Annotated in this window: 21 protein-coding genes; 12 read left to right on the forward strand and 9 right to left on the reverse strand. The window is 61.9% G+C overall.

Going from position 1 to position 19,605, the window contains the following annotated elements; genetic code table 11:
• Positions 1-21 precede the first annotated feature (21 nt).
• Together AC3WMV_RS08175 and AC3WMV_RS08180 are read left to right on the forward strand one after the other, a co-directional pair.
• Complete coding sequence (locus tag AC3WMV_RS08175; RefSeq protein WP_103367687.1) at positions 22-1,068, forward strand: class I SAM-dependent methyltransferase; 1,047 nt, start codon at positions 22-24, stop codon at positions 1,066-1,068.
• Positions 1,069-1,223: 155 nt separating this feature from the next.
• Positions 1,224-2,066 carry an NAD-dependent protein deacetylase gene (locus tag AC3WMV_RS08180; RefSeq protein WP_103367686.1) on the forward strand — a complete coding sequence of 281 codons (843 nt, stop codon included), beginning with the start codon at positions 1,224-1,226 and terminating at the stop codon, positions 2,064-2,066.
• A gap of 106 nt (positions 2,067-2,172) precedes the next feature.
• On the opposite strand, the gene AC3WMV_RS08185 is transcribed toward AC3WMV_RS08180, so the two are convergent.
• A complete protein-coding gene (locus AC3WMV_RS08185) occupies positions 2,173-3,048 on the reverse strand; it encodes a LysR family transcriptional regulator (protein ID WP_027611654.1) in 876 nt (291 codons plus the stop codon).
• Positions 3,049-3,198: 150 nt separating this feature from the next.
• Here AC3WMV_RS08185 and AC3WMV_RS08190 point away from each other — a divergent pair, with 150 nt between their 5' ends.
• The 3 genes from AC3WMV_RS08190 to AC3WMV_RS08200 are packed head-to-tail and all read left to right on the forward strand — an operon-like array spanning position 3,199 to position 5,780.
• Positions 3,199-3,897, forward strand: a complete 699-nt coding sequence (locus tag AC3WMV_RS08190; protein WP_007919568.1) for a CoA transferase subunit A — start codon at positions 3,199-3,201, stop codon at positions 3,895-3,897.
• Positions 3,898-3,921: 24 nt separating this feature from the next.
• Entirely contained in the window at positions 3,922-4,587 is a 666-nt protein-coding gene (locus AC3WMV_RS08195) for a CoA transferase subunit B (protein WP_003226176.1), read from the forward strand.
• A gap of 11 nt (positions 4,588-4,598) precedes the next feature.
• Positions 4,599-5,780, forward strand: coding sequence for an acetyl-CoA C-acetyltransferase (locus AC3WMV_RS08200; protein ID WP_047601805.1), 1,182 nt, complete (start codon positions 4,599-4,601; stop codon positions 5,778-5,780).
• 195 nt (positions 5,781-5,975) lie between these two features.
• Here AC3WMV_RS08200 and AC3WMV_RS08205 read toward each other — a convergent pair whose 3' ends face one another.
• Together AC3WMV_RS08205 and AC3WMV_RS08210 are read right to left on the reverse strand one after the other, a co-directional pair.
• On the reverse strand, positions 5,976-7,295 hold the full coding sequence (locus AC3WMV_RS08205) for an Nramp family divalent metal transporter (protein ID WP_103367728.1): 1,320 nt from the start codon (positions 7,293-7,295) through the stop codon (positions 5,976-5,978).
• Between the two features lie 71 nt (positions 7,296-7,366).
• On the reverse strand, positions 7,367-7,903 hold the full coding sequence (locus AC3WMV_RS08210) for a chalcone isomerase family protein (RefSeq protein WP_096796498.1): 537 nt from the start codon (positions 7,901-7,903) through the stop codon (positions 7,367-7,369).
• A 131-nt stretch (positions 7,904-8,034) separates the two neighbouring features.
• Here AC3WMV_RS08210 and AC3WMV_RS08215 point away from each other — a divergent pair, with 131 nt between their 5' ends.
• Positions 8,035-8,817: a hypothetical protein gene (locus tag AC3WMV_RS08215; protein WP_103367685.1), complete on the forward strand. Its 783-nt coding sequence runs from the start codon at positions 8,035-8,037 to the stop codon at positions 8,815-8,817.
• Positions 8,818-8,902: 85 nt separating this feature from the next.
• On the forward strand, positions 8,903-9,469 hold the full coding sequence (locus tag AC3WMV_RS08220) for a DcrB/PsbP domain-containing protein (RefSeq protein WP_086792572.1): 567 nt from the start codon (positions 8,903-8,905) through the stop codon (positions 9,467-9,469).
• A 3-nt stretch (positions 9,470-9,472) separates the two neighbouring features.
• Here the strand turns inward: AC3WMV_RS08220 and AC3WMV_RS08225 are convergent, their stop codons facing one another.
• The 4 genes from AC3WMV_RS08225 to AC3WMV_RS08240 all read right to left on the reverse strand — a co-directional run bounded on the left by AC3WMV_RS08225 (position 9,473) and on the right by AC3WMV_RS08240 (position 13,133).
• The gene (locus AC3WMV_RS08225; RefSeq protein ID WP_027611647.1) at positions 9,473-10,189 is read right to left on the reverse strand and encodes an alpha/beta hydrolase; all 717 of its coding nucleotides are present in this window, start codon (positions 10,187-10,189) and stop codon (positions 9,473-9,475) included.
• Positions 10,190-10,365: 176 nt separating this feature from the next.
• Positions 10,366-11,478 (reverse strand): M14 family metallopeptidase, encoded by a 1,113-nt coding sequence (locus tag AC3WMV_RS08230; protein ID WP_103367684.1) that lies wholly within the window; start codon positions 11,476-11,478, stop codon positions 10,366-10,368.
• A gap of 201 nt (positions 11,479-11,679) precedes the next feature.
• Positions 11,680-12,459, reverse strand: coding sequence for an ABC transporter substrate-binding protein (locus AC3WMV_RS08235; protein ID WP_103367683.1), 780 nt, complete (start codon positions 12,457-12,459; stop codon positions 11,680-11,682).
• A gap of 245 nt (positions 12,460-12,704) precedes the next feature.
• Positions 12,705-13,133: a rhodanese-like domain-containing protein gene (locus AC3WMV_RS08240; RefSeq protein WP_103367682.1), complete on the reverse strand. Its 429-nt coding sequence runs from the start codon at positions 13,131-13,133 to the stop codon at positions 12,705-12,707.
• Positions 13,134-13,235: 102 nt separating this feature from the next.
• Between AC3WMV_RS08240 and ftrA the strand changes: the two genes are divergently transcribed.
• Complete coding sequence (gene ftrA, locus AC3WMV_RS08245; protein WP_103367681.1) at positions 13,236-14,210, forward strand: transcriptional regulator FtrA; 975 nt, start codon at positions 13,236-13,238, stop codon at positions 14,208-14,210.
• Between the two features lie 106 nt (positions 14,211-14,316).
• Here the strand turns inward: ftrA and cobF are convergent, their stop codons facing one another.
• Complete coding sequence (gene cobF, locus AC3WMV_RS08250) at positions 14,317-15,072, reverse strand: precorrin-6A synthase (deacetylating) (RefSeq protein ID WP_103367680.1); 756 nt, start codon at positions 15,070-15,072, stop codon at positions 14,317-14,319.
• A complete protein-coding gene (locus AC3WMV_RS08255) occupies positions 15,069-15,641 on the reverse strand; it encodes a histidine phosphatase family protein (RefSeq protein WP_103367679.1) in 573 nt (190 codons plus the stop codon). Before AC3WMV_RS08255 ends, cobF begins: the two co-directional genes overlap by 4 nt.
• 337 nt (positions 15,642-15,978) lie before the next feature.
• Between AC3WMV_RS08255 and AC3WMV_RS08260 the strand changes: the two genes are divergently transcribed.
• From AC3WMV_RS08260 to AC3WMV_RS08275, 4 genes are read left to right on the forward strand one after another with little or no spacing between them, the layout of a single operon-like run.
• Positions 15,979-16,833, forward strand: a complete 855-nt coding sequence (locus AC3WMV_RS08260; protein WP_027611641.1) for a MurR/RpiR family transcriptional regulator — start codon at positions 15,979-15,981, stop codon at positions 16,831-16,833.
• Between the two features lie 2 nt (positions 16,834-16,835).
• The gene (locus AC3WMV_RS08265) at positions 16,836-17,480 is read left to right on the forward strand and encodes a cysteine hydrolase family protein (protein ID WP_027611640.1); all 645 of its coding nucleotides are present in this window, start codon (positions 16,836-16,838) and stop codon (positions 17,478-17,480) included.
• Entirely contained in the window at positions 17,477-18,808 is a 1,332-nt protein-coding gene (locus AC3WMV_RS08270; RefSeq protein WP_027611639.1) for a type I glutamate--ammonia ligase, read from the forward strand. The genes AC3WMV_RS08265 and AC3WMV_RS08270 overlap by 4 nt, the downstream gene beginning before the upstream one ends.
• On the forward strand, positions 18,792-19,544 hold the full coding sequence (locus AC3WMV_RS08275; RefSeq protein ID WP_096796506.1) for an N-formylglutamate amidohydrolase: 753 nt from the start codon (positions 18,792-18,794) through the stop codon (positions 19,542-19,544). The genes AC3WMV_RS08270 and AC3WMV_RS08275 overlap by 17 nt, the downstream gene beginning before the upstream one ends.
• The last annotated feature ends 61 nt before the right edge of the window (positions 19,545-19,605 follow it).

Raw genomic sequence — 19,605 nt, forward strand, 5'->3', positions numbered from 1 at the left:
CCTGTATCAGGAGCACTCGTGATGGACGAAACACGACTCAACGCATTCATGGGCAAACTGGTCAACGACATGGGCGGCGCCGCGATGCTGGCGAACGTCATCGTTGGCGAAGAACTCGGGCTGTACCGGGCGATGGCCGACAGTCAGCCGGTCACCCCGCAAGCCCTCGCCGAAAAAACCACCTGCAACCCGCGTCTGGTACGCGAATGGCTCAGCGCGCATGTCGCGTCCGGCTATATGGAGCATCACGATGGCCAGTTTCGGTTGCCGGAAGAGCAGGCGCTGGCACTGGCCGTGGAAGACTCGCCGGTATACGTCGCCGGGGGACTCGGTGTGGTGGCCTCGTTTTTCCACGACAAGGACAAACTGGTCAAAGCCATGCGCGGCAATGGCGCCCTGCCCTGGGGCGATCACCATCCGTGCATGTTCAGCGGCACCGAACGCTTCTTTCGCCCCGGCTACAAAGGTCACTTGATCGCTGAATGGCTGCCGGCGCTGGACGGCGTGGTCGCCAAACTCGAAGCAGGCGCCAAAGTCGCCGACATCGGCTGCGGCCACGGCGCGTCGACGGTGATCATGGCCCAGGCCTATCCCAACTCACACTTCGTCGGTTTCGACTACCACGCGCCGTCAATCACCGTCGCCACCCAGCGCGCCGAAGAAGGCGGCGTCAGCAGCCGGGCAAAATTCTTCCAGAACAACGCCAAAAGCTACCCCGGCGACGACTATGACCTGATCTGCTATTTCGACTGTCTGCACGACATGGGCGACCCGGTCGGCGCCGCACGGCATGCGTTCGAATCATTGAAGGACGACGGCACGGTGCTGCTGGTCGAGCCGTTTGCCAATGATGCGCTGGACGACAACATCAACCCGGTCGGACGCCTGTTTTACGCGGCCTCGACCTTTATCTGCACGCCGAATTCGCTGTCCCAGGAAGTTGGCCTGGGGCTGGGTGCGCAGGCCGGTGAAATGCGCTTGCGCAAGGTGTTTACCGAGGCCGGGTTCAAGCATTTTCGCCGGGCGACGCAGACGCCGTTCAATCTGATTCTGGAGGCGCGCAAATAAATCACCGCTATCACCTGTGGCGAGGGAGCTTGCTCCCGTCGGTTTGTGTAGCGACCCTGAAAACAGAGGCCTGCTGCGCAGTCCAGCGGGAGCAAGCTACCTCGCCACACGGTTAATGCTAACCTGCGGGCATCGTCCTCCCCGGAGTGCTGACCATGCTCGACAGCCCGACCCGCGAACACCTCGACACCCTGCACCAGGCCATGGCCGATGGCGGCTTTGTGGTGCTGACCGGCGCGGGCATCAGCACGCCGTCGGGCATCCCGGATTACCGCGACAGTGAGGGTGTACGCCGTGGCCGGCAGCCGATGATGTATCAGGAATTTCTCGCCGCTCCGGAATCCCGTCGCCGCTACTGGGCGCGGGCCATGCTTGGCTGGTCGCGGGTGCGTCAGGCGCGACCCAATGCCGCGCATCAAGCACTGGCCGATTTGCAGCGCCGGGGTCTGATCAGCGCCTTGATCACGCAGAACGTCGACACCCTGCACGATCAGGCTGGCAGTCAGGACGTGATCGAACTGCATGGCAGCCTGCACCGGGTGTTGTGCCTGGATTGCGGCCAGCGCAGCGCGCGTGACGCCATTCAGCAGCGGATGGTCGAGCAGAATCCGTATCTGGCCGGGGTCGACGCGGTGCAGGCGCCGGACGGCGATACCCTGCTCGATCCGGCCTTCGAAGCACGCTTCCAGACACCGCAGTGCCCGTATTGCGCCGGTGAGCGGATGAAGCCGGACGTGGTGTTTTTCGGTGAGAACGTGGCGCAGCCGACGGCGGCGCGGGCCATGGCGGCGGCAGAGAATGCTGCGGGATTGCTGGTGGTGGGTTCGTCGCTGATGGCGTATTCGGCGTTTCGTCTGTGCCGGGTGATCGCCGATCGGAGCAGGCCGTTGCTGGCGATCAATCTGGGCAAGACCCGCGCCGATGATCTGCTGGATCTGAAGATCGAGGCGTCATGCGAACAGCTGCTTCCGCTGCTGGTGCAACGGTTGACTTCCTGACTCGCGAAATCCCCTGTAGGAGCGAGCCTGCTCGCGATAGCGTCCTTTCAGCCAAACTTTCCTCGACTGATACCCCGCCTTCGCGAGCAAGCCCGCTCCCACAGGATCAATGTTCGGCTTTGAGGATGTCGAACAGTGCCTGCGCCGCCGCCGACAGCTCATTGCCCGGCTCCGTGAGCACACCAATCGCCCGCTCCACTGAATCATTCAAGGTCAGGCAATGCGCGCCCAGCTCCAGCATCTGCTCGGCGCACAACGCTGGCACCGCACTCACCCCCAGGCCACTGGCGACCATGCGCCCGACGGTTGCCAGTTGATGACTCTCGAATTCCACCGGCAGTTTCATGCCCCGGGCCTGCAAGTGCTCTTCGAGCATCACCCGCACCGTCGACGGCCGTTGCAGGGTGATGAACGGTTCCTGCAGCAGAGTCTGCCAGTCGATCTCTGTGCGCCCGGCCAGCGCGGAATCCTGCGGCACCACTGCGACGAAGCGATCGATGTACAGCGGGGTGAACGTCAGCGAGGTGTTCTGCATCGGTTCGAACGCCACACCCAGCTCAACTTGCCGGTCGCGAACCATTTCCAGCACTTGCTCGTTGATCACGTCGTTGACTGTGACGTTGACGTTCGGATAGCGCGCGCGAAAGCTCTTGAGGATCGGCGGCAGCAGGTTGCCGGCAAACGACGGCATGGCCGCCAGCGTCACCCGCCCGCGTTGCAGGCTGAAGCGCTGACGCATTTCGTCTTCGGCGTTGTCCCAGTCGGCAATCAGACGCCGGGCCAGCGGCAGCAGCGATTCGCCCTCGGCGGTCAGCGCCACATTGCGCGTGTTGCGACTGAACAACCGCCCGCCCAGCCCCTCCTCCAGCGCCTTGATGGTCAGGCTCAGTGCCGATTGCGACAGGTGCAGACGCTCGCAGGCCACGGCGAAGCTCAGGCTCTGAGCCACAGCGAGGAAAGCACGGATCTGTTTGATGGTCATGAGCGCTATGCTTCCGTATCTGCAATCAGTCAATTGTTGAGCTTTATCAATCAATCAACCTTAAAAATCAACTTAACAAATATATTCTCCAGCGAGACACTCCAGTCATTCGGCTAGCCAGCCGCCCGACAAACAATAAAAGAGGTGCATATGGCAGGTTTCGACAAGCGCGTGAGTTCCTACGAGGAAGCTCTGGCCGGTCTTGAAGACGGCATGACCGTGATCGCCGGCGGCTTCGGCCTGTGCGGCATCCCGGAAAACCTGATCGCCGAGATCAAACGCAAGGGCACGCGCGACCTCACTGTGGTCTCCAACAACTGCGGCGTCGACGGTTTCGGTCTCGGTGTACTGTTGACCGACCGCCAGATCAGCAAGGTGATCGCCTCTTACGTCGGCGAAAACAAACTGTTCGAAGAGCAATTGCTCAAGGGCGACATCGAAGTCATCCTGACCCCGCAAGGCACCCTCGCCGAGAAAATGCGTGCAGGCGGCGCCGGCATCCCGGCCTTCTTCACCGCCACCGGCGTCGGCACCCCGGTCGCCGAAGGCAAGGAAGTGCGTGAATTCAAAGGGCGCAAGTACCTGATGGAAGAGTCCATCACCGGCGACTTCGCCATCGTCAAAGGCTGGAAAGCCGACCATTTCGGTAACGTCGTCTACCGTCACACCGCGCAGAACTTCAACCCGCTGGCGGCCACCGCCGGCAAGATCACCGTGGTCGAAGTCGAAGAAATCGTCGAGCCCGGCGAGCTGGATCCGTCGCAGATCCACACCCCCGGCATCTACGTCGACCGGGTCATTTGCGGCACGTTCGAAAAGCGCATCGAACAGCGCACCATCCGCAAATAATTCAGGCTGACGGAGAATAAAAACATGGCACTTACCCGCGAACAAATGGCTCAGCGCGTCGCCCGCGAAATGCAGGACGGCTACTACGTGAACCTCGGCATCGGCATTCCGACCCTGGTCGCCAACTACATTCCCGAAGGCATGGAAGTCATGCTGCAGTCGGAAAACGGCCTGCTCGGCATGGGTCCGTTTCCGACTGAAGACACCATCGATGCCGACATGATCAACGCCGGCAAACAGACCGTGACCGCACGCATCGGCGCATCGATTTTCAACTCCGCCGAATCCTTCGCGATGATTCGCGGCGGGCATGTCGACCTGACCGTGCTCGGCGCGTTCGAAGTCGACGTCGAAGGCAACATCGCCTCGTGGATGATTCCCGGCAAACTGGTCAAGGGCATGGGCGGCGCGATGGATCTGGTGGCTGGCGCCGACAACATCATCGTGATCATGACCCACGCCTCCAAGGACGGTGAGTCCAAACTGTTGGCCAAGTGCAGCCTGCCGCTGACCGGCGCCGGCTGCATCAAGCGCGTGCTGACCGACCTCGCCTACCTGGAAATCGAAAATGGCGCTTTTGTCCTCAAGGAACGCGCACCTGGCGTCAGCGTCGAGGAAATCGTCGCCAAAACCGCTGGTAAACTGATCGTCCCGGATCACGTACCGGAAATGCAGTTCGCTGCCCAGTGAGGAATTCGAAAATGCAAGACGTCGTAATTGTTGCCGCCACCCGCACCGCGATCGGCAGTTTCCAGGGTTCGCTGGCCAGCGTGTCTGCGGTGGATCTGGGCGCTGCGGTGATTCGCCAGTTGCTCGAACAGACCGGTCTGGACGGTGCGCAGGTCGATGAAGTGATCATGGGCCAGGTGCTGACGGCCGGCGCCGGCCAGAACCCGGCGCGTCAGGCGGCGATCAAGGCCGGCCTGCCCCACGCCGTGCCGGCCATGACCCTGAACAAGGTCTGCGGCTCGGGCCTGAAAGCCCTGCACCTGGGCGCGCAAGCGATCCGTTGCGGCGATGCCGAGGTGATCATCGCCGGCGGTCAGGAGAACATGAGCCTGTCCAACTATGTGATGCCGGGCGCACGCACCGGTCTGCGCATGGGTCACGCGCAAATCGTCGACACCATGATCAGCGATGGCCTGTGGGACGCTTTCAACGATTACCACATGGGCATCACTGCCGAGAATCTGGTCGATAAATATGAGATCAGCCGCGAGCAGCAGGACGCCTTCGCCGCCGCCTCGCAGCGCAAAGCTGCGGCTGCCATCGAAGCCGGGCGCTTTGTCGATGAGATCACCCCGATTCTGATCCCGCAGCGCAAAGGTGATCCGGTGGCGTTCAAGGTCGACGAACAACCACGTGGCGACACCACCGCCGAATCGCTGGCGAAACTGCGTCCGGCGTTCAAGAAGGACGGCAGCGTCACCGCCGGCAATGCTTCCTCGCTGAACGATGGCGCCGCCGCAGTCATCCTGATGAGCGCCGAAAAGGCCAAGGCCCTGGGCCTGCCGGTGCTGGCAAAAATCGCCGCGTATGCCAACGCCGGTGTTGACCCGGCGATCATGGGCATCGGCCCGGTCTCGGCCACCCGTCGCTGCCTGGACAAGGCGGGCTGGAACATCGGCCAACTGGACCTGATCGAGGCCAACGAAGCGTTCGCCGCGCAATCGCTGGCAGTGGCCAAGGATCTGCAATGGGATCTGGACAAGGTCAACGTCAACGGTGGCGCCATCGCCCTCGGTCACCCGATCGGTGCGTCGGGCTGCCGCGTGCTGGTGACGCTGCTGCACGAAATGATCAAGCGTGATGCGAAAAAAGGTCTGGCGACCCTGTGCATCGGCGGCGGTCAGGGTGTGGCGCTGGCGCTGGAACGCGGTTAACCCGAAGGAGCAATACAGGCGGCGGACGGATCCACGACATCCGCTCGCTGCCTGGTTTCATCGCTTTTGTGGCGAGGGGATTTATCCCCGATGGGATGCGCAGCAGCCCCAGTTTTTATTGCCTCGACACACATCTTTGCCAGCGCTTCGCACTGGATCGGGGATAAATCCCCTCGCCACAGGGTGCTTTGAAAATCACACCACCATCTGCAAAATCAACCAGGCATTCGCGCCACTGATCACCACAAACAAGCCCCACGCCAGCACCCGGGTCGGCAGCCGGTTCACAAACGGCCCCATCAGTTGCTTGTCGCTGGTCATGCGAATCAGCGGGTACAGCGCAAACGGCAGCTGCAGGCTCAACACCACCTGACTCAGCACCAGCAATTTGCCCACCGCGTTATCGCCCATCAGCCACACGCCGAGGAACGCCGGGATCAGTGCCAGTCCGCGAGTGATCAACCGCCGCTGCCAGCAGGGAATCCGCAGGTTCAAATACCCCTCCATGATCACCTGCCCGGCGATGGTCCCGGTGAACGTCGAGCTCTGCCCCGACGCCAGCAACGCCACGCCGAACAGCACACTGGCCAGCGCGCCGCCGACCAGCGGGTCGAGCAGGTGGTAGGCGTCCTGAATGTCGACCACGTCGGTATGCCCGGACTGGTGAAACGCAGCCGCCGCCAGAATCAGGATCGCCGCGTTGACCAGCAGCGCCAGCGCCAGCGAGCCGATAGTGTCGATGCGCGCCAGGTTGACCGCGTCCTGCTTGCTGGCCAGGTCCTTGCCGATCATCCGCGTCTGCACGATCGAAGTGTGCAGGTAGAGGTTATGCGGCATCACCGTCGCGCCGAGAATACCGATCGCCAGATACAGCGGTGAGGCATCGCTGATCGCCGAGAGCGACGGTTTGAAACCGGCGAACACATCCGGCCAGTAGGGTTTGATCAGCACCAGTTCAACGAAGAAACACACGCCGATGGTCGCCACCAGCACCAGCATGATCGCCTCCAGCCGACGGAAGCCACGGTTCTGCAAGGCCAGCACCAGCAGCGTGTCGAAGGCGGTCAGGGCAATGCCGAAGGTCAGCGAACAGCCAAGCAACAAGTGAAACGCCAGGGCGCAGCCGAGCACTTCGGCCAGATCAGTGGCGATGATCGAGATTTCCGCCAGCACCCATTGCAGGCGTGCGGTCGGGGTGCTGTAGCGCTCGCGGGACAATTGCGCCAGATCGCGACCGGTGGCGATGCCCAGACGCGAGCACAGGCACTGCACGACCATTCCTGCCAGACTTGCGAGCAACACCACGAACAGCAGGCTGTAACCAAAACGCGAACCGGCCTCGATCGCGGTCGCCCAGTTGCCCGGGTCCATGTAGCCGATCGACACCAGCAAGCCAGGCCCGGCAAAACGCAGCACGCGTTTGAAGAACGAAGCGCTCGGATCCACCGCGACACTGCCGGCCACCTCCGGCGGGCAGAACGGCGCGGTGGCGATTTTGGGTAAGCTGAATTTCACGCACACATCCAGAAACAAGTTCGAAAGACGCAGCTTAGAGGTTTCAGTCAGCGCCTTGAAGAACAAAAACTCTATCGGCTCATGCCCAACAGTTGCTCACGCAGTTCGGGATTGCGCGTACGCGGATCCAGCCAGATATCGAAAAACGCCCGGGCAAATTGCGGATCATCGATTTCATGCTGCAACTGCTGACCGACAAAAAACCGCGCGCCCTGCCCCGGCAGATACACGCCCGTAATCCGCGTGCCGGCCTGCACATCGACGAACGATTGCTGCATTTGTCCTTGCCACCTGGCCAGTTGCGCGGGACTGACGCCCGAGCCTGCCAGGCGTTTGATTTCATCGACACTGGCCTGCACCAGATCATCGCGGGAGATCTTGCGCCGATAGATCAGCTCCAGAGCGAAGGGCTGTTCGGTGGACAACGGGCGTGCCGCGCTCCACAACCGGGCGTTGTAGACGTCGAAGCCGAACACACTGAAATCGCCGGTGCCGATGATTTGCGCGCCGGGCACGGCGTCCTGCCAATTGGCCCAGGTCGGCGTCAGCAACAACGCCCACAAGCCGATGCCACAGCACCCACGCAGCAACTTCGATGGTTTGCTCATCGCGGCATCGACTCCGGTAAACCCTGATCTTCAGAGCATAGCGGATATCACTCGCAGACTTTGTATACAAAAATTGTCGATCAATGCAGCAATCGGTTACCTTGGCCGTTCCATCCCCGGAGGCCTCGCGCGTGCTGATCCTCAAATTACTGCTGATCCCCGCTTTTCTGCTGCTGATTTCTCTCGCCGGCAAGCGCTGGGGACCAAGCGTCGCCGGTTGGCTGTCGGGGCTGCCGGTGGTGGTCGGGCCGATTCTGTTTTTCCTCGCCATCGAACAGGGGCCGCAGTTTGCCGCGCAATCGGCGGTGGCGGCGCTGTCAGCGATGTTCGCCATGATCGCCTTCTGCATCACCTACGCGCAGGTGGCGCAGCGGGCGAACTGGCCGTTGGCGCTGACGGCGTCACTGGCGGTGTGGGCGGGACTGGCGCTGGTGTTGTCGCTGGTTCCGCCGTCACTGACGTTCTCGGTCGCTGCGGCGGCGATTGCCCTGCTCGCCGCGCCGTACCTGTTTCCCGACGTGCAGCCGGTGCTGAACGGCCCGGCACCGAAGTCGGACAAACTGCTCTGGCGGATGATTGCCGGTGCGGCGCTGACGCTGCTGGTGACCATGCTCGCGAGTACTGTGGGCGAGCGCTGGAGCGGCTTGCTCGCGGTGTTCCCGGTGCTCGGCAGTGTGATGGCGGTATTCTCTCAGCAGACTCGTGGCCCAGCGTTTACCGCGGCATTGCTGCGGGCGACGGCGACCGGCATGTACTCGTTCTCGGCATTTTGCCTGGTGACGGCGCTGACCCTGCCGAGTCTGGGCCTCAGCGGATTCATCGCCGGTGTCGCGGTGTCGGTGGCCATGCTCGGGGTCACCCGCAAACTGCTGGCCCGACCGACTCCCGCCAAAAGCCCACAACCTCAAGGCTGAGGCAGCCTGACAAACCGCGCTGGAATGCCAGGCATGCTCCGTGGGATCATCGCCGCCCTGGCGCGACCATCCCTCGGAGATTCACATGTCATTGCTCAGTAAGAAAGCCGTCGTCCTGTTGCTGGCGGCGGTCGCCGGCCTCGGCGCCCTCAACGCCCAGGCAGCCAAGCCCAAGGAAAAGGCCTCGACCAACAACGTGTCGATGCTCGACGGCAAGTTCACCTTCGTCCTGCCCAAAGGCTTCACCGCCGACCCGCTGCCGGCCGGGCCAACCGGTGCCAAGGGCACGATGTACACCAATCAGGCGACCAAGACCGTGGTCATCGCCGCGGAAAACCAGATCGCCGGCGGCGCCAGCGTCAAGGACAACGACAACGAATTTCTCGATGGCAGCCTGGCGAGTTTCATCGATGACCAGCGCAAGGCCCTGCCGGACTTCAACAAGCTCAGCGAAAAAAGCCTGACCCAGAAAAGCAGCGGCCTCGGCGTGCGTCAGGTCGACAGCACCGCCACTCAGGGCGGCGGCCAGACCCTCAATACCACCCTGCTCGCCGCCTCCGGCAAGCGCATGGCGCTGGTTCAGGTGATTTCCCGGGCCAGCGACAAGAGCGGTCACGATGCGCTGGTGAAAACCATCCTCAAGGACAAGTGATCCTTACGGATTGAGCTGCTGCAGCCAGGCGTTCAAGTCCCGCAGCTCGGCAGAACTGATGCTGTGGCCGACACCGGGATAAGCGTGAAACTCGGGTTTGTAGGCAAGTTTTTGCAGCAGCGCATTGGCCGCGGTGCCGTCGCGGTACGGCACCCGATCATCGGCGGTGCCATGGCCGATGAAGATCTTCAGCGGCAACGGTTGTTGCTGCGCCTGGAGCTCGGTTTTCAATACCGGCAACAGCCGTCCGCTCAACGCTGCAATGCCGCCGACCGCCACAGGCGGACGCAGGCCCACCTCGTACGTCATCATCGCGCCCTGGCTGAAGCCGATCAGGTACACCTTGTCCGGGCTGGCGTGATATTTCTTCGCCGCCTGGGCGACAAACTCCCGCAGTTTCTGACCGCTGGCCTTCAGATCATCGGTCTCACCGTTGTAGGCGCCTTCGCCTTTTTTGCGAAACCACTGGAAACGCCCTTCGCCCAACGCCAACGGCGCCTGCACCGAAAGGTAGTTGTACTGCGCCGGCAGCTGAAACTTCATGCCGATCAGATCGGCTTCGTTACTGCCGTAACCGTGCAGAAAAATCACCAGCGGCCGAGTGTTCGCGTCCGGGTGAACCTGTTCGATGTATTTCAGTGGCAAGTCGCTTTGCAGCGTGGTTTGCGCATGGACGGCGCTGGACGCCAGCAGGGTTAACAGGGCAAACGCCTTCAACATAGAGCCTTCCTTCGCGGAGTGTCGGGTTCGGAGGCAGCCTAACATTGTCTGAAAGGTGTGGTGTCGCGGATGCCGCCATCGCTGGCAAGCCAGCTCCCACAGTGAGCGGTGGTGCTCACAAAACCTGTGGGAGCTGGCTTGCCAGCGATGAGGCCAGCAGAAACACCGAAGATCTGTCAGTCGTTGATCAGCTTGCCCACCCGAATCGGCTCACGCCCCGCCACCTTGGCCTGCCAGATCCCCGGCTGGGTATAACGCCCGCGATCAATCGCAAACAGGACGCCACTGGTGCCGGCGCGGACGGTGGTGAGGCGGTCATTCAACGGATCCACCACTTCGAACAGCGCATCGCCCTGCTCGACCCACTCCCCGGCATTGCGCAGGAAACTGACCACGCCATGGTGCGGCGCGAACAGGTATTCGGTGCCTTCGAACGGCATGCCTTCGCAGCATTCGCTCGGCGCCGCCGGCCATTCGCCGCTGATAAAACCCTGCTCGGCGAGAAAGCCGAGAATCGCTTCACAATTGGCCTGCGCCTGATCGACCCGGGTGTCGCCCATGCTGCCCAGTTCCAGGGTGGTGGCGAGGTTCGCCGGGGGAATCGCCGCACTCGGAAACGCTCGGGCCAGACGCAGCCACGGCGATGAGCACGATTCATCGAACGAACTGCCACCGGAGTCCTCGCACAACAGCGCCACACCGGCCTTCAGTCGCGCCGCCAGCGATTGCCAGCGCGGCCAGTGTTGCGGCAATGCGTAAATGTGGATCGCCGCGTCGAAATCGCAATGCAGATCAAGGGTGATGTCGGCGTCGCAGGCGTGGCGCAGCAGCAAGCGGTGCAGTGCTTCCAGTTGCGAGGCCGGGGCTGGCAGCTCATCGAGCACCTCGCCCATGGTCTGGCGGATCAGCGCGATGTTGGCCTCGGCGTCGCTGCCCAGTTGCTCGCCGATTCGCGCCGCCACCGGCGCACTGAGTTCAACAAACGCGCGGTTGAAATTCTTGCCGCTGCCCAACTCGAAGCGCCCCATGTGGCTGCCTTGCAGATGCTGGTCGAGGCCGATCGGGTTGGCCACCGGCACGAGCTCGATCACGCCTTGCAGACGACCCTGCTGTTCCAGCGCGTTGAGGCGTTGCTTGAGTTCCCACGCGGTGCGCATCCCCGGCAGCTCGTCGGCGTGCAGGCTGGCCTGGATGTACACCTTGCGGCTGCCCGCGCCGTAACGGAAGACGCTGAGGGAACGTTCGCTGCCCAGATGGCTCCAGGGCAGGACATGGTCGATGCGTTGCATGGGTAACTCCTGAAAATTGAATCGGCAAAAATCCCCTGTGGGAGCGGGCTTGCTCGCGAAGGCGGTGTAGCAGTCAATGATTGTTTGAATGTTATACCGCCTTCGCGAGCAAGCCCGCTCCCACAGGGGATCTTTGTCTCAGAAAGAGAGCACAAAAAAAGTGGCCACCGCGCAAACGGGACCACTTTTTTCTACAGCGTATTAATGGCCGTACACGTCAAAGTCGAAGTACTTGTCCTGGACTTTCTTGTACTCGCCATTGGCGCGGATTTCGGTGATGGCCTTGTTGAATTTCTCGGCCAGCTCGGTATCGCCCTTGCGCACCGCGATGCCCGCGCCGCCGCCGAAGTACTTGGCGTCTTCGTAGGTCGGGCCGACGAATTCGAAACCTTTGCCGGCGTCGGTCTTCAGGAAACCGTCGCTGAGGTTGACCGAGTCGGCCAGCATCGCGTCAAGACGACCAGATTTCATATCCAGGTTGGCTTCCTGTTGCGAGCCGTAGCGCACCACTTCAAACCCGGCGTCCTTGGCCACATCGGTGGCATAGCGGTCGTGAGTACTGGCGCGCAGCACGCCGACTTTCTTGCCCTTGAGCTCGGTCAGCGGGTCTTTGACACCGGAGCCTTCCTTCATCACGAAGCGCGCCGGGGTGTGGTAGTACTTGATGGTGAAATCGACGTTTTTCTTGCGGTCGTCAGTGATGGTCATCGAGGACAGGATTGCGTCGATCTTCTTCACTTTGAGTGCCGGGATCAGGCCGTCGAATTCCTGCTCGACCCACACGCATTTGACATCCATCTGTTTGCACAGGGCATCGCCGATTTCGACGTCGAACCCGGTGAGTTGGCCATCAGGAGTTTTCATCGAGAATGGCGGGTAAGCGGCTTCGATCCCCAGACGAATCGGTTTGGCGTCTTCGGCCACTGCGGTCAGGGACAACATCGACAGTGCCAGGGCACCGAACATCACTAGCTTCTTCATTTATTACTCCTGTGTGCGGAGGCTTTTATTGGCAGCTTTCGATTGGCGTTCGGTCATGGCCATTGAGCAGCAAAAACCGACGTGGCCGGCAGTCTATGGCGGCGCGCACAGGGCAAATTGTGTTTAGGCGACAAATACTTACAGAAAATCGGCGCACGCGTTGACCGGGATCAACGGTGCGCCGACATGGTGCAAAGGCTGTAGGACAAACTCCGATTCTGCTCAGGAAATGGCTGAAAAAACTGTCAGCATTCGCAGGCAATGACAACTCGGGCAGGCTGTTCGACACTCAGCGAAAAACCCTCATCCAGCCAGCCGGTCACGCCGCCAATCATCTCCTTGACCGGGTAACCCAACGCCGCCAGTTTCACCGCAGCCTTGTTGGCGCCGTTGCAGTGCGGGCCGGCGCAATAGACCACGAACAACGTGCTCGTCGAATACTCCGCCAGGCCTTCGGCGGTCAGCAAGCGGGTCGGAATGTTGATCGCGCCCGGCACGTGACCGCGCTCGAACGCCAAAGGCCCGCGCACATCGACCAGGACAAAATCGACTTCACCGGCCTCCTGGCTGCTGTACACGTCAGAACAATCGGTTTCAAACGTCAGACGGTTGCTGAAATGCATCAGGGCAATGGCCGACGGTGCGGCAGGAATTTCGCGAACCAGGCTGGTCATGTTGTGTGGCTCCTTCATCTGTTGGGGTGTGAGCAGACTTTATCGGGCCGGCACTTGGCGCTACAGTGGCGCGCAAGACACTCACCGGGAATTTTCCGCCAAATGCCTGACTCACCTGGATTGGTCGCGATTCTGGCCTACGATGGCCTCTGTACCTTCGAGTTCGGCATCGCCGTGGAGATTTTCGGCCTGCCCCGGCCGGAATTCGATTTCCCGTGGTACGAGCACTGCATCGTCGCCGTCGATCAAGGGCCGATGCGCGCCATGGGCGGGATTCACGTATTGGCCGACGGCGGCCTGGAGCTGCTGGCGCAGGCGCGCACCATCATCATTCCCGGTTGGCGCGACCGCGAGGCCCCGGTGCCGCCGGCGCTGATCGACGCCTTGCGACAGGCCCACGCCCAGGGTGCGCGGTTGCTGTCAATTTGCTCAGGGGTGTTTGTGCTGGCCGCCAGTGGCTTGCTCGACGGCCACGGTGCGACCACCCACTGGCGCTACACCGATGAACTGGCGCGACGCTACCCGGCGATCGCGGTCAATCCGGATGTGCTTTACGTCGACTCCGGCCAGTTGATCACCTCGGCGGGCAGCGCCGCCGGGATCGATGCCTGCCTGCATCTGCTGGCACGGGACTTCGGCACCCAGGTCGCCAATTCAGTGGCCCGGCGTCTGGTGATGTCGCCGCAACGCACTGGCGGTCAGGCACAGTTCATCCCGACGCCGGTCAGCGCGACGCCGCGCAACGACTTGTCGCGGGTGATGCAGTGGGCCCGCGAGCGCTTGCACCAACCGCTGGAAGTGCGCGATCTGGCCAGCGAAGCGGCGATGAGCGAGCGCACCTTTTTGCGCCGTTTCACCGAAGCCAGCGGACAATCGCCCAAAGCGTGGCTGCAACACGAGCGACTGGCCCGGGCGCGGGAATTACTGGAGAGCGGCGTGCACAACACCGAGCAGATTGCCCTGCGCTGCGGTTATCGCTCGGTGGAAAGTTTTCGCGTGGCGTTTCGCAGCGTGGTCGGGGTGCCGCCGTCGGTGTATCGGGAGCGGTTTGGGCGTGGGGTCAAAGCGATTTCCTGAGGTGGCTGTGATGACCCCTTCGCGAGCAGGCTCGCTCCCACATTTGAAATGGGTCCCCTGTAGGAGCGAGCCTGCTCGCGAAGAGGCCAGCCCAGACAGACATAATCTAGGGCTTGCGCAACAGATAGGTATCCATGATCCACCCATGCTCGGCCCGCGCCGCTTTACGCGTGCGCTCGATTTGATCCGCAACATCCTTGAGCTTGCCGCTGATCAGAATCTCATCCGGCGTGCCGAGGTAAGCGCCCCAGTAAATCTCGGTCTGCTGATCCGCCACATGGTGGTAGGAATCTTCCGCATCGAGCATCACCACCAGGCTGTCCGTGTCACTCACCTGCCCCGCCGCCAGGCGCCGGCCCGTGGTGATTTCAATTGACCGGCCAATGCTGTTCAACGGCACCTTATGCTGCGCCGCCAGCGCCTGAACGCTGGTAATGCCGGGGATCACTTCAAACTCGAAAGTACAGCGGCCGGACGCCAGAATCGCCTGCAAGATACGAATCGTGCTGTCGTACAACGCAGGGTCGCCCCACACGAGGAAACCGCCGCATTGCTCATCAGCCAATTCTGCATTGATCAGCTGCTCGAAGGTTTCTTGCTTGGCGCGGTTCAGATCATCGACCGCGCGCGTGTAGTCCACTTCGCCGCGTTCGCGCTCCGGGCTGTGGGCTTCGACGAAGCGATACGCAGGATCGGTGATGTAGCGCGCACAGATATCGCGCCGCAGATCGATCAGTTTGTCCTTGCTCGGGCCTTTGTCCATCAGAAAGAACACGTCGACCTGATTCAGTGCCTTCACCGCCTGCATCGTGATGTAGTCGGGATTTCCGGCGCCGATGCCAATTACCAGCAGTCGTTTCATCTCACTGCTCCCGCAAGATCGATACTCGCCAAGCGTAGCCGCCAGATGCCGTTGAACCGCAGTTCAACCACGGACAACGGTTCAACATCAATCGCGTTGAACGCCACGCCCTGTAACACCTGCATCAGTGCCGCACGCACCACAAACGGATGGGTGACGGCGACGATGTGCCCCGGAATGCCTTGCAGACTGGTCAGCCATGCCGCCACGCGTTCGCTCAACTGCATTACCGACTCGCCACCATGGGGGGCCGCCTGCGGGTAACTGATCCACGCTTGCAAGGCCTCGGCCTCGCGCACCTGCAGATCCTTGATCGCTTGCCCGTGCCAGCGTCCCAAATCGCAATCGCGCAACGCTTCGTCCACCTGCGGCGGCGCACCGAACCATTCGGCGGTCTGGCGCGTACGCAATTCCGGCCCGCACAACAAACGGCTGGCACCGCTGAATTTCGCGGCGAACGCGCCGGCCGCCAATGGCGAATTTTCAACAGGCTCGTTCGTAGGAAAGCGCGACAATTTCTGTGCGACGGTTCGCGCGTGGCAAATCAAAGTCAAACGGGTGGACTGCACAGGATTTCACTCGATGAACATCAGCTGAATCGGCGGTAAATCGCCGGTCTTGTGGCAATTGTGCCGTAACCCGGTCGCTTCAGGGGATCTCGTGAACCTCCAGCCCAGTACTCTGAAGTAGAAAAAGCGGCAATGTCTGACACGCTTGGAGGCAATGGACTACAAGAGGCACAGACTCAGGTGTAGCCCTTGTTACTCAGGGTTGTGAGCTTATTTAAACGTCGAATCGCCAACGCTAAAAATTCACTAGACATGTAACCTGAGTTACATAAATACTGTTTTAACGGATTGTGAAACGAATTCAACACCCCCCCCCCTTCATCCAGCAGGAGCCCGGATGCCCCCTCTCAGAGACTTGATCACCGACCCCGGCCTGGAACTGACGCCGTCGGAGCGCAAAGTGATTCGCGCCCTGCTCGACCAGTATCCACGCAACGGCCTGGGTCCGATGGCGCGTCTGGCCGAACACGCCGGCGTCAGCGATCCGACCATCGTGCGGCTGGTGAAGAAGCTCGGATTTGGCGGTTATGCCGAGTTTCAGGACGCCCTGCTCAGCGACATGGACCACCGCCTGCGTTCGCCGCGCACCCTGTTGCAGCCACGCTCGCACCTCAATAAAGACGATGCCTGGGGCCATTATCTGGCTGACAGCCAACGCCTGCTGGTGGAAACCCAGGTTCTGACGCAACCCGAAGACGTGCGCATTCTGCTCGACTGGCTGCTCGATACCCGGCACCAGATCTACTGCTTCGGCGGGCGCTTCAGCAGCCTGATGGCCAACTACCTGCTCAACCACTTGCGCCTGCTGCGACCCGGCTGCTTTGCGCTGGAAGACAACGCGCAACTGCCCGACCGCCTGTTCGATCTGCAACGCCAGGACGTGGTGCTGCTGTTCGACTACCGCCGCTACCAGTCCCAGGCCCTGCGGGTGGCCTCGGCGGCGAAGAACAACAACGCGCGGGTGGTGCTGTTCACCGACATCTATGCCTCGCCACTGCGTGAACTGGCTGACCTGATCATCAGTGCTCCGGTGGAATCGGCCTCGCCGTTCGACACCATGGTGCCGGCGCTGGCCCAGGTCGAGGCGCTGATTGCCTGCCTGACCCTGCGCAGCCCCGATCTGGCCGATCGCCTGGAAGGTATCGACGCCCTGCGCAACGACTTCAACACCCATCTGCTGGAGGATAAATAAGGATGTTCAGTCTTCCCCACCGCTCGCCGCGGGATTTGCCGTTCGTCACCGGTCACACCGCTCTGTTGCTGGTGGACATGCAGCGTGCCTGGCTCGAACCGCAGTTCGACCCGCACCTGAACGGCCCGGATGCCGAGTATTTCCTGACCCGCGCGCACATGCAGGTGGTGCCCAACCAGCGCCGTTTGCTCAGTGCCTTTCGCGAAGCGCGGCAGAATGTGCTGCATACGATTATCGAAAGCCTGACCGCCGACGGTCGCGACCGCTCGCTGGATCACAAACTGTCGGACATGCACCTGCCCAAGGGCAGCACCCAGGCGCGGATCATCGACGACCTGACCCCGGTGGAAAACGAAATCGTGTTGCCGAAAACCTCGTCCGGGGTGTTCAACTCGACCAACATCGATTACGTCCTGCGTAACCTCGAAACCCGCCACCTGATCATTGCCGGCATCGTCACCGACCAGTGCGTCGACATGGCCGTGCGCGATGCCGCCGACCGTGGCTATCTGGTGACGCTGGTCGAAGACGCCTGCGCCACCTACACCCCGGCGCGGCATGACGCCTGCCTGAACGCGATCAAGGGTTACTGCTGGATCACTGACACACAAACCGTGCTCGGCCGCTTGCAGGAGATGCGTCCATGAGCGAGCGTCTGACGCCGTTGCCGATGACCACCATCGTCACCACCGACCTGATCGGCATCACCCGTGGCCGCTCGTTTCCCACCGATCAGTTGGAACATTATCAAGCGGCCGGGTGCGGCTGGGTGCCAGCCAACAGCGCACTGACGCCTCAGGACATCATCGCCTCGACCAACCCATGGGGCGCCTATGGTGATTTGCGATTGATTCCCGATCCGGCCAGTCGCGTGACGGTCGGTAATGGCCCGGACGCCGCAGCACCGGCGCTGGACTTCATCCATGGCGACATCCGCGAGACCGATGGCCGGCCGTGGAGCGCTTGCCCGCGCACGTTGTTGCGCGATGAAATCGAGCGCTATCGCGACGACCTCGGTTTGCAGGTCAACGCGGCGTTCGAACACGAATTCAACCTGCATGCCGGTTTTGCCGAGCATCTGGCGTTTTCCCTTGAAGCCCAGCGGCAGGGGGCCGAGTTCGGCGGCTGGCTGCTCAGCGCGCTGCGCGCGGGTGGCGTTGAGCCGGAAATGTTCCTGCCCGAATACGGCAAGCACCAATACGAAATCACCTGCCGGCCGACCCTCGGCGTGGCGGCGGCGGATCGTGCGGTCAACGTGCGCGAGATCACCCGCGAAATCGCCCGACAAATGGGCGTCGACGTCAGTTTCGCGCCGAAAACCAAGGCTGACGCGGTGTGCAACGGCGTGCACCTGCACATCAGCCTGCTCGACCTGCAAGGTCTGCCACTGCTCTACGACGCCGGCACCAGCAACGGTCTGTCGACCCTCGGCCAGCATTGGGCCGCAGGGATCCTGCATTACCTGCCGGCGCTGTGTGCGTTCACCGCGCCGACACCGGTGTCGTACGAGCGTTTGCAGCCACACCACTGGAGCGCGTCCTATGCGTGTCTGGGGCAGCAGAACCGTGAAGCGGCGCTGCGCATTTGTCCGACCGTGAGCCTGGGCGGCAAATCCGTGGCGGCGCAGTACAACCTGGAATTCCGCGCCATGGACGCCACCGCCTCGCCGCATCTGGCAATGGCCGCGCTGCTGATTGCCGGCCGGCTGGGCATCGAACAGCGTCTGGCGCTGAACGCGATCACCGATGAAATTCCCGATTCACTCAACGACGAGCAACGCAAGGCCCGGGGCATTGTGGCCCTGCCCGCCTCGCTGGCCCAGGCGCTGGATTGCCTGCGTGACAGTGCAGCCTTCAATCAATGGCTGCCCAAGCCGTTGCTCGACACGTACCACGCCCTTAAAACCGAGGAACTGGCGCTGACGGAACAGCTCTCGCCCGCTGACCTGTGTGAGCACTATGCACGCCTGTACTGAATCCGCCGAGCTGGGGTTGTACACCCGCCCGGTCTACAACCTGAGCCGCGAAGATTCATCGCATCCGTTGATCCTCGTGTGCGAGCACGCCAGCCGCTACATCCCCGAGGCCCTGAACAATCTGGGCCTGGACGATGCCGCCGCGCGCGAACACATCGCCTGGGACATCGGCGCACTGCAACTGGCCGAAAAGCTCTCGGAGACACTCGGCGCGACACTGTTGAGCGCCAACTATTCACGGCTGCTGATCGACCTCAATCGGCCCCGACATGCCCCCGACAGCATTCCGGGGCAGAGCGAGATTTATCAGGTGCCCGGTAACCGCGAGCTGGACGAAGCCACGCGCGAATACCGGCGCCAGACCCTGTTCAAACCGTTTCACGCCCGGCTGCAGACCCTGATCGACCAGCGCGTTGCACAAGGCCAAGCAGTACGGGTAGTGGGGATTCACAGTTTTACCCCGGTGTATTACGGCCAGCCGCGCTCACTGGAAGTCGGCGTGCTGTTCGGTCAGGCCGGCGCCTATGCGCAACGGGTGATCGATGGCCTCGGCCAGCACCCGTTGAACGTCGCGGGCAACCAGCCGTACCGGGTTGATCCGCTGGGCGACATGACCGTGCCAGTGCACGGCGATGCCCGGGGGCTGGAGTCGGTGCTGATCGAGGTGCGCAACGATCTGCTGCGCAGCCCGGAAGCGGTTTCGCTGTGGGCCGAGCGCCTGGCACCGCTGCTGTAAAGAATGCTGCAAGACTGCTGACGCTGTAACGATGGATCGACATAACAACTAAAACGCTGGA

The sequence above is a fragment of the Pseudomonas sp. FW305-3-2-15-E-TSA4 genome, assembly GCF_058787295.1.

Coding starts and splice junctions, on each gene's coding strand:
- AC3WMV_RS08175 (WP_103367687.1), top strand. CDS start 22: ATGGACGAAACACGACTCAACGCATTCATGGGCAAACTGGTCAACGAC.
- AC3WMV_RS08180 (WP_103367686.1), top strand. CDS start 1,224: ATGCTCGACAGCCCGACCCGCGAACACCTCGACACCCTGCACCAGGCC.
- AC3WMV_RS08185 (WP_027611654.1), bottom strand. CDS start 3,048: ATGACCATCAAACAGATCCGTGCTTTCCTCGCTGTGGCTCAGAGCCTG.
- AC3WMV_RS08190 (WP_007919568.1), top strand. CDS start 3,199: ATGGCAGGTTTCGACAAGCGCGTGAGTTCCTACGAGGAAGCTCTGGCC.
- AC3WMV_RS08195 (WP_003226176.1), top strand. CDS start 3,922: ATGGCACTTACCCGCGAACAAATGGCTCAGCGCGTCGCCCGCGAAATG.
- AC3WMV_RS08200 (WP_047601805.1), top strand. CDS start 4,599: ATGCAAGACGTCGTAATTGTTGCCGCCACCCGCACCGCGATCGGCAGT.
- AC3WMV_RS08210 (WP_096796498.1), bottom strand. CDS start 7,903: ATGAGCAAACCATCGAAGTTGCTGCGTGGGTGCTGTGGCATCGGCTTG.
- AC3WMV_RS08220 (WP_086792572.1), top strand. CDS start 8,903: ATGTCATTGCTCAGTAAGAAAGCCGTCGTCCTGTTGCTGGCGGCGGTC.
- AC3WMV_RS08225 (WP_027611647.1), bottom strand. CDS start 10,189: ATGTTGAAGGCGTTTGCCCTGTTAACCCTGCTGGCGTCCAGCGCCGTC.
- AC3WMV_RS08230 (WP_103367684.1), bottom strand. CDS start 11,478: ATGCAACGCATCGACCATGTCCTGCCCTGGAGCCATCTGGGCAGCGAA.
- AC3WMV_RS08235 (WP_103367683.1), bottom strand. CDS start 12,459: ATGAAGAAGCTAGTGATGTTCGGTGCCCTGGCACTGTCGATGTTGTCC.
- AC3WMV_RS08240 (WP_103367682.1), bottom strand. CDS start 13,133: ATGACCAGCCTGGTTCGCGAAATTCCTGCCGCACCGTCGGCCATTGCC.
- ftrA (WP_103367681.1), top strand. CDS start 13,236: ATGCCTGACTCACCTGGATTGGTCGCGATTCTGGCCTACGATGGCCTC.
- cobF (WP_103367680.1), bottom strand. CDS start 15,072: ATGAAACGACTGCTGGTAATTGGCATCGGCGCCGGAAATCCCGACTAC.
- AC3WMV_RS08260 (WP_027611641.1), top strand. CDS start 15,979: ATGCCCCCTCTCAGAGACTTGATCACCGACCCCGGCCTGGAACTGACG.
- AC3WMV_RS08265 (WP_027611640.1), top strand. CDS start 16,836: ATGTTCAGTCTTCCCCACCGCTCGCCGCGGGATTTGCCGTTCGTCACC.
- AC3WMV_RS08270 (WP_027611639.1), top strand. CDS start 17,477: ATGAGCGAGCGTCTGACGCCGTTGCCGATGACCACCATCGTCACCACC.
- AC3WMV_RS08275 (WP_096796506.1), top strand. CDS start 18,792: ATGCACGCCTGTACTGAATCCGCCGAGCTGGGGTTGTACACCCGCCCG.